Source organism: Streptomyces katrae (genome assembly GCF_002028425.1).
In the GTDB taxonomy this organism is placed as follows: Bacteria; Actinomycetota; Actinomycetes; order Streptomycetales; family Streptomycetaceae; genus Streptomyces; species Streptomyces katrae_A.
In genome coordinates this window covers 6,274,842-6,282,640 of the sequence record NZ_CP020042.1, presented here as the reverse complement: position 1 = coordinate 6,282,640, position 7,799 = coordinate 6,274,842, and the positions used below count along the sequence as shown (strand labels likewise).

General features: G+C 74.8%; 6 protein-coding genes. All 6 read right to left on the bottom strand.

All coding sequences use genetic code 11. From position 1 onward, the window contains the following. Window positions 1-56 precede the first annotated feature (56 nt). Window positions 57-782, bottom strand: coding sequence for a 4'-phosphopantetheinyl transferase family protein (locus tag B4U46_RS28460; protein ID WP_079430520.1), 726 nt, complete (start codon window positions 780-782; stop codon window positions 57-59). Then, complete coding sequence (locus B4U46_RS28455; RefSeq protein ID WP_079430519.1) at window positions 779-3,196, bottom strand: amino acid adenylation domain-containing protein; 2,418 nt, start codon at window positions 3,194-3,196, stop codon at window positions 779-781. The genes B4U46_RS28460 and B4U46_RS28455 overlap by 4 nt, the downstream gene beginning before the upstream one ends. Before the next feature lie 9 nt (window positions 3,197-3,205). Beyond that, on the bottom strand, window positions 3,206-6,463 hold the full coding sequence (locus B4U46_RS28450) for an AMP-binding protein (RefSeq protein WP_079430518.1): 3,258 nt from the start codon (window positions 6,461-6,463) through the stop codon (window positions 3,206-3,208). Continuing rightward, window positions 6,460-7,134 carry a GNAT family N-acetyltransferase gene (locus B4U46_RS28445; RefSeq protein WP_079430517.1) on the bottom strand — a complete coding sequence of 225 codons (675 nt, stop codon included), beginning with the start codon at window positions 7,132-7,134 and terminating at the stop codon, window positions 6,460-6,462. The genes B4U46_RS28450 and B4U46_RS28445 overlap by 4 nt, the downstream gene beginning before the upstream one ends. 46 nt (window positions 7,135-7,180) lie before the next feature. Then, a complete protein-coding gene (locus tag B4U46_RS28440) occupies window positions 7,181-7,471 on the bottom strand; it encodes a phosphopantetheine-binding protein (protein ID WP_079430516.1) in 291 nt (96 codons plus the stop codon). 90 nt (window positions 7,472-7,561) lie between these two features. Then, window positions 7,562-7,729 (bottom strand): hypothetical protein, encoded by a 168-nt coding sequence (locus B4U46_RS28435; RefSeq protein ID WP_159402128.1) that lies wholly within the window; start codon window positions 7,727-7,729, stop codon window positions 7,562-7,564. Window positions 7,730-7,799: the final 70 nt, after the last annotated feature.

Below are 7,799 nucleotides of genomic sequence, written 5' to 3'. Positions count from 1 at the left end.
CTTTTCTTTGTGCATACGCACACCGGTGGCGGCAAAGGAAAAGCGAAAGAATTGCCCTAAGGCAGCGAATCGCGTATGTCGACGGCCGGCGCCAGCGGCGAGTGCACCGCGAGGGCCGCCGCGTGCGCGTCGTCCACGGGCAGGTCGACGAGCCGCCAGCCCGCGATGGGGGACCCGGTGTCGTCCTTGCCGAGGTCCCGCCCCAGGCCGGTGCCGATGCCCTTGAGGTACGCCTCCTTGCGCGCCCACACCCGGGCGAAGGCGGCTGCCCGCCCGGCGAGCGGCACCGATGCGATCGCGGCGCGCTCCGCCGGGTGCAGGGCGCGTCCCACGTCCGTGACGGTCGTTCCGCTCGGGATGCCTTCCACGTCGACGCCCACCGTCGGCTCGGCGACGGCGATCAGCACGCGCCGGCCGCTGTGGGACAGGGAGAACCGTGTCCGTACGGCGGGTTCGTCCAGTACGGGCCGCCCGTGCGGCCCCGAGCACAGCGGGCAGGGGTCGCGGCCGAACCGCACCGCGTACGGATCGACGTCCAGCCGGGCGGCCAGGACGCGGCGCAGGGCGACGTGTGCGAAGCCGTAGCGGACCCGGTCGGCCTCGTGCCGGAACGTCGTCATGCGCCGGCGTTCCTCCGCGTCGAGCACGGACAGGTCGAGGGCGTCGAGCTCGTGGGCCGGCGGCACGCGCATCGACCACACGGACACCCGTGGGGCGAGGCCGCCGGCGAAGCCCGCCGTGGTCCTCGCTTCCGCCGCCGCCGGGGTCGCGGCCGGGGTCACCGGACGCCCGGGTGCGCGTTCCCCGCCGCGGTGTCCGCGAGAAGCCGGTCCCGGGCGATCTTGCCGGTGGGGCCGACCGGGAAGGAGGCGACCGCCTTGAGACGGCTGGGGATCATGTACGCGGGAAGCAGGCCCCCCAGGGCCGCCAGGACCTCGTCCGGCGCCGCCCCGGCGCCGCCGCCGGCCGCAGCCGCCTCGGGGACGTAGAAGGCCGCCAGCTCCCGCCCGTGCCCGGTCTCCGGGGCGAGGACGACGGCGGACTTGACGCCGGGACACCGGGTCAACGCCGCCTGCACCTCGCCCAGTTCGACGCGGTACCCGCGGATCTTGACCTGGTCGTCGAGACGGCCGAGGAATTCGAGGTTCCCGTCCGGCAGCCAGCGGGCCCGGTCGCCGGTGCGGTACATCCTGGCCTCCGACCCCTGCGGTGCTCCCGGGGGGACGAACGGGTCCGGCAGGAACCGTCCGGCCGTGAGCCGGGGAGCTCCCGCGTAGCCCAGGGCCACGCAGGTGCCGGCGATGTAGAGGTCGCCGGGGACGCCGACCGGGCAGGGCCGCATCCCGGCGTCGAGCACGTAGTACCGGGCGTTCTGCATCGGACGCCCGTACGGGACGCTCGGCCAGGAGGGATCCACGTCCCCGACCGGGAAGCTGTTCGACCAGACGGTGCACTCGGTCGCGCCGCCGAGCGCGAGCACGTGCGCTCCGGGGAACTCGCCGCGGATCTCGTCCGGCAGGGTCACCGGGATCCAGTCACCGCTGAGCATGACGAGCCGCAGGTCCTCGCGCCCCTGCGGGTCACGGCATTCCAGGAACGGCATGACGTGGGCCATCGCCGCGGGGGCGGAGTCCCAGATGGTGATCCGCTCCTGTTCGAGCAGGTCCACCAGCAGGTCGGGCTCGGTCAGCGCCGCGTCCGGCACCACCCGGACGGAGCCGCCCGCGGCGAGCACGCCGAACATGTCGTACACCGACAGGTCGAAGCAGAAGGAGGTGACGAACAGCAGCCGGTCGTCTTCTCCCACCTCGTGGACCCGGTTGATCCAGTCGACGAGGTTGACCACGGCCCGGTGGTCGACCATGACGCCCTTGGGCTCCCCCGTGGACCCGGAGGTGAAGATGACGTAGGCGACGTCCTGCGGAGCGGGCTCGCCGGCCACCGGTGCGGCCGGGCGCCGGTCGACGTGCCAGCCGGTCCAGGAGCGCAGCGCGCGCAGCCCGTTGTCCTCGGGGATCCGCGCCGAGACCGTGATCACCACGTCGTAGCGCGCGGCCAGTTCGGCGGGCCACTGCCCGCCGTCGCGGCCGAGCACCCTGACCGCGGCTGCGGGGACGGCCCTTTCCAGCGCCGCGAAGAACGACCGCGGAACACTGAGACCGGTGTGCCGCCCGAGCTCCGGATCGACGAGATCGGCGAGCACGACGGATCCGCCGGGTGCCAGTTTCGCCAGCACGTCCGCCAGGACGCGTACGAGGTAGTCCATGTCGGGGAAGAACTGGACGGTGCTGGCGAGCAGCACGAGGTCCACCGGGTGGTCGAGGGCGCTCGTGGCCTCGTGGGCGAACGCGGTGGCGCCGGTGAGCGCGGCTCCCGCCCGGGCGGCCCGGTCCGCCGCGGCCGCCACCGCGGAGGCGGCGGGGTCGACGGCGGTGTACCGCGCGGCGTGCGGCGCGAGGGCCTGCGTGATCAGACCCGAACCGCAGCCGATCTCCAGTACCGCGCCCCCCTCGGAGGGCAGCGCCTCGCGCGCCAGTCGTACGACGTGGTCGCGGTAGGCCGTCACCTCGTCCTCGGTGTAGAGGTGTCCGGAGGAGGTGGCGAGGTTGAAGCCCGCGGCCTGCAGGGGGTCCGGCAGCTCCGCCACGTAGTTCCACAGGTCGCCGACGGCTTCCTCGTCGAACGAGTCCGGCCAGGTGTCCTCGGTCGTCAGGTCGTGCACGACGACGTGCCGCAGGCTGGGGACGTCCCAGCGGACCGCTCCGACGGTGGGGAGCTGGTCCCGGGAGGCGAGCAGGGCGCTGACGCCCAGTCCGGCGAGGAGCGACCGGATCCGGGACGCCGGCCAGCGGATGTCGAGCGGCACATAGGTGGCGCCCGCCTTGAGCACGGCGAGGAGGCTGACCACGGCCTCCGCCGACCGGGTGGACAGCAGGCCCACGTGGGAGCCCCTGCCGATGCCCAGCGTGCGCAGGTGGTTGGCCAACCGCTCCGCCCGCTCGTCGAGTTCGGCGTGGGTCAGCGTCCGCGTGCCGTCGAGGAGCGCCGGCCGGCCGGGCACCCGGCGCGCGGTCCCGGCGAGCAGGGCGGGGAGGGTGGTCTCCCGGCCGAAGGGGCGGACGGTGTCGTTCCAGGCATCCGGGGGGAGGTCCCCCGGCCCCACGGGGCTCGGTACGGCTTCACTCGGGGGGGTCATCCGGTGGTGTCACTTTCTGTGGGGCTGGAAGGCTGCGGGGGGGACGGGCAGCGCGCTGAGCAGGGCGTCGAGCCGCTCCCGCAGCGAACGGGCCGCGCCGGCGGGGAAGGCCCCGGTGCGGAACTGCACGGTGCCCGCGATCCCGCCGTCCGCGGCTGCGGCATGGTTCGGCCAGAGTTCCCAGGTGAGCTCGAAGCCACCGTCGCCGGCCGGGGTCGGGGCGGGGCGCGAGAGGGCGGGCGGCAGGGTCAGGGGGGCGTCGGCATCCGTCTGGTAGGCCATGCAGACCTGTACGAGCGGCATCCGGTGGCCTCGGTCCCCGCCGGCCGCCGCCACGACGTCGTTGAACGGGAGTTCGTCGCGCAGCGCCCGCAGGAAGCGCCGCCGCAGCGCCGGCACGAGCGAGAGCGGGTCCGTACCCGGCTCGGTGTCGACGCGCACGGGGACGGTGTTCACGCAGAAGCCCACCGTGCGGGCGAGCCCGGGGTCCGACCGTCCCGCCACCGGGACGGCCACGCAGAACCGGCGCGCGCCGGTGATGTCGGAGACCGCCTGCGCGAACACCGCCAGCAGCACGACGGCCGGGGTGGCCGCCGTCGAACGGGCGAGGTCACGCACCGCGGCACCGGCTCCGGGCGCGACGGGCGCCGCGATGAGGCCGACCTCCCCGCCGGGGGCGGGCGCGGCCGTGGCGGGCGGCGCGGTGATCGGTACGTCCTGGACTCCCGCGAGCTCCGCACGCCACGCCCCGACCCGCCGCTCCCGTTCGGCGGGATCGGCCGTGGCCGCCTCCGCGCCGTGCCAGGCCGCGTATCCCACGGCCTCCGCGGGCAGGACGGGGGCTTGCCCGCGCGAGCGCGCCTCGTAGGCGCAGCGCAGGTCCTCGACGATGACGGGGAGGGACCAGCCGTCCACCGCGATGTGGTGCACGGCCAGTACCGCGGTGGCGCGCCCCGCCGCGTCCGGGTCGTGCAGCACGCCGAGCCGCAGCACGGGGCCCGTGGTGAGGTCCACCGGGGCGGCGGCGAAGGCCCGGGCACGCGCCGGCAGCTCGGCCGCCGGGACGCGGATCTCCTCCAGGGGCGCGGGGCCGCCGGGCGGCAGGATCCGCTGGAACGGCACGCCGTCCTCGTCCTCGAGGTAGACCGTCCGCAGGACCGGATGGCAGTCGATCACATCGCCCAGGGCGGCGCGCAACGCCTCGATGTCGAGCGGTCCTTCGAGTTCGGTGGTGCGCTGGACCAGGTTCTGCGGGCATCCCGGGGCGAGCTGCTCGGTGAGCCAGATCCGGATCTGTCCCGCGGACAGTTCCCACTCGGCGGTCTCGCTCCCGTCGTGCGCGCCCGGCGCGGCAGCGGCCGTCCGGGGCAGCTCGCGCATGCGCGCCGCGAGTTCGAAGACCCGGGGGGAGGACAGCACGTCGGCGGCGGTGACCCGGCGGCCGGCGGCGAGCGTGAGCCGGTGCGCGATCCGGACGGCGGCCAGGGAATCGCCGCCGGAGTGGATCAGGTGCGTGTCCGCCCAGGCCCGCGGGGCGCCCAGTACGGCCGCGAACACGGCCGCCACCAGCTCCTCCTCCGGGCCCCGCGCGGGCGTGGAGCCGCTCGGCGCGGTGACCTGACGGGCGGCGAGGCGTTCCAGCTCCGCGTAGTCCGTCTTGCCCGAGCCGCCCCGCGGGTAGGCGTCGAGCCGGCCTATCCACCGCGGCGCCAGGGGGCCGGGCAGCAGCGAGGCCAGCTTCTCCCGCAGCGCCGTGACGTCCAGCCCCCGCTCGCCGGTGACCCAGGCGGCCAGCCCGACGGGCCGGTCCTGCACATCGCGCAGCGGGACCACGGCGGCGTCGTGCACGCCCGGCTCGCGGCGCAGCGCGGCCTCGGTCTCCGCCGGCTCGACGCGCACTCCGCGGATCTTGAGCTGGCGGTCCACGCGGCCGCGGTACCAGAGCACGCCGTCCTCGTCGACCACGCCGAGATCGCCGGTCCGGTAGAGCCGGACGCGGGTGTCGTCCTGCAGACCGGTGGTCTCGGCCGGGAGCACCGACTCGACGAAACGTTCCGCCGTCTGCATGGGGTCCGCGAGGTACTCGCTGACGAGTCCCGGGCCGCCCAGCAGGATCTCGCCGGTCTCGCCCCGGTCAGCGACGGTGCCGTCCTCCCGCGTCACGACCACGAGGGTGCCGGGCAGCGGCGTGCCGATGGGCGCGTCGACGACGCCCTCCAGGGCGGCCGCGTCATGGACGCGGACCGTCGTGGCCAGGATGGTGCACTCGACCGGCCCGTATCCGTTCACCAGGTGGATCGCCGGGTGGGCCGTCAGCAGCCGTCGCGCGTGTTCCGTCGACATCCGCTCGCCGCCGGAGAGCGTCTGGGTGATCCCGTCGAAGCACTCGGGGGCCTCGTCCACGAGGGTGTTGAAGAGCGAGGCCGTCATCAGCAGCGTGTTGACGCCGTGGGCCTTCACCGCTTCCCGGACGGCGGCCGGGGTGAGCGGACCGGGCGGACCGTAGACCACCGAGCCGCCGTTCAGCAGCGGCCCCCAGGTCTCCATGGAGGCCAGGTCCCAGGCGACCGAGGACGTGCGCAGCGCGACGGTGCGCGGACCGAAGTGCGCGAGGGGGCCCCGCCCGGGGAACAGGTCCGGGCAGTCGCCGAACGGCGCGACCGGCTCGCAGGAGTAGGGGGCGGGCGTGAACAGGCGCAGGGTCGCCGCGTGCGGTGACACGGCCCCCTTGGGCTCGCCGGTGGAGCCGGAGGTGAAGAAGACGCAGGCCGGCGAGTCCGCCGAGCCGGCGGCGGGGACCGGTTCCCCGCTCCGCTCCGGCGCGAGGGCCACGACCTCGGCCGGGACGCGCACGCTCTGCGGTCCTGCCGGCGCGACCGCCACGGTGTCCCCGACGAGCTGGACACGGGCGTCACACCGGTCGGCGATCTGCTGGAGCCGCCCGGCCGGCCAGTCGACCGGCAGCGCCACATAGGCCGCACCGGTCTTGAGCACCGCCAGGAGCACGGCGGGCAGTACGGGCCCGTCCGGAACCAGGACGGGTACGAAGTCGCCCTCGCCGACGCCCCGTTCCAGCAGCTCGGCGGCGAGCCGGTTCGCCGCCGCGTCCAGTTCCGCGTAGCCGACCGTCAGGCCGTCCCCGTACCGCAGGGCGACCGCGTCGGGGCGCAGCGCCGCCGCGGCGGCGACAGCGCCGTGGATCGTCGCGGAGGCCGGGATGTCCTTGGGGTGCCAGAGCACGGCGCCCGGCCGGGTGGCCACCGTCATGCGGCACCCCGTACGCGGGTGTAGTGGAACAGCTCCGCCTCTTCGGCGCCGCGGTGGAAGCCGGCCCGCTCCAGTACGGCCTGCGACGCGAGGTTGTCCTTCGCGGTGCGCGCGACGACGGTGGTGACGCCGGGCTGGTCCAGCGCCCAGCGGGTCAGTTCGAGCAGCGCGCCGCTCGCGTACCCGGCGCCACGGCCGGATTCCACGAGGCCGAAGCCCACCTCGACGCAGCCCTCGTGCGGCGGGGCGTGGAAGCCGATGTCGCCGATCACCCGGCCGTCGGCGCAGCGTACGACCTGGTACATGCCGAAGCCCCGCAGGTGCTGGTCCGCGGTCCGCCTCCCGAACGCCGTGGCCGCGGCGCGCGTCCCCGCGGTGGGGTAGCCCGGGGCCTGATCGTCGCCCGGCGCGTCGTCGCGGAGCAGCGCGGCGACCTGGCCGGCGGTCAGCTCCCGCAGGACGAACCGCTCGGTCGCCAGGACGTGGGGGCCGGCCGCGGACAGCTCGCGCAGGGAGCGGGGGCGCATGTCGGTCCAGACCTCCGCGATGTGCCCGAGGCAGTCCTCCTCGGTCCCGGAGAACCCGGTGGCCCGCCAGCCGGAGGGCACGTCCAGGGCGTTCGGCCAGAGCGAGTGCTGGCCTTCGCCGTTGGCGACGACGTGATGAGACATGGGGTGGCTCCAGGAAAGAGGGGGGTGGTTCACTGTTACGCGGGGGTCATGCCGTCGTCGTCTCCGCAGCGGCCGCGGTCGCGGGGTTCCCGGCGGCCAGCTGGGCGTGCACGGCGGCCGCCAGCTGCTCCACCGTGCGGTGGTCGAAGATCAGCTGCATGGAGAGCCGCGTGCCGACCGCACGGCCGAGCCGTGCCATGACCTTGGACGCCAGCAGGGAGTGCCCGCCCGTCTCGAAGAAGCTCTCGCTGTCGCTGAAGTCGGAGCGGCCGAGGACCTCGGCCCAGATGGCCCGCACGCGGTCGGTGAGTTCGCCCGGCGTCATGTCGGTCTGCATCAGTGGCGCTTCTTTCTCGGCTCGTGCCGGGGAGTCGTCAGTCAGGGGGTACCGCCCGCGCCCGTCCGGAGCGGGACGGGGAGGGGTCGCCTAGTCCCAGGCCCAGTTGCCGGGCGCCGCCAGGTCCACGTACTCGTCCGCCGCCGGTGCGGACGCCGGTGCGGACGCCGTGGCCGGGCCGGGAACCACGCCGCCGGCGAAAAGGACAGGAAGGGCGACGAGAAGGGAGAGAACGGCCATCCGGAACAGTCGGTTCATGCGGTTGTGCACGGTTACCCCTCAAGGAAAATGGCATGCCGGAACCACACGGGTGGGTGGGGAAGGCACG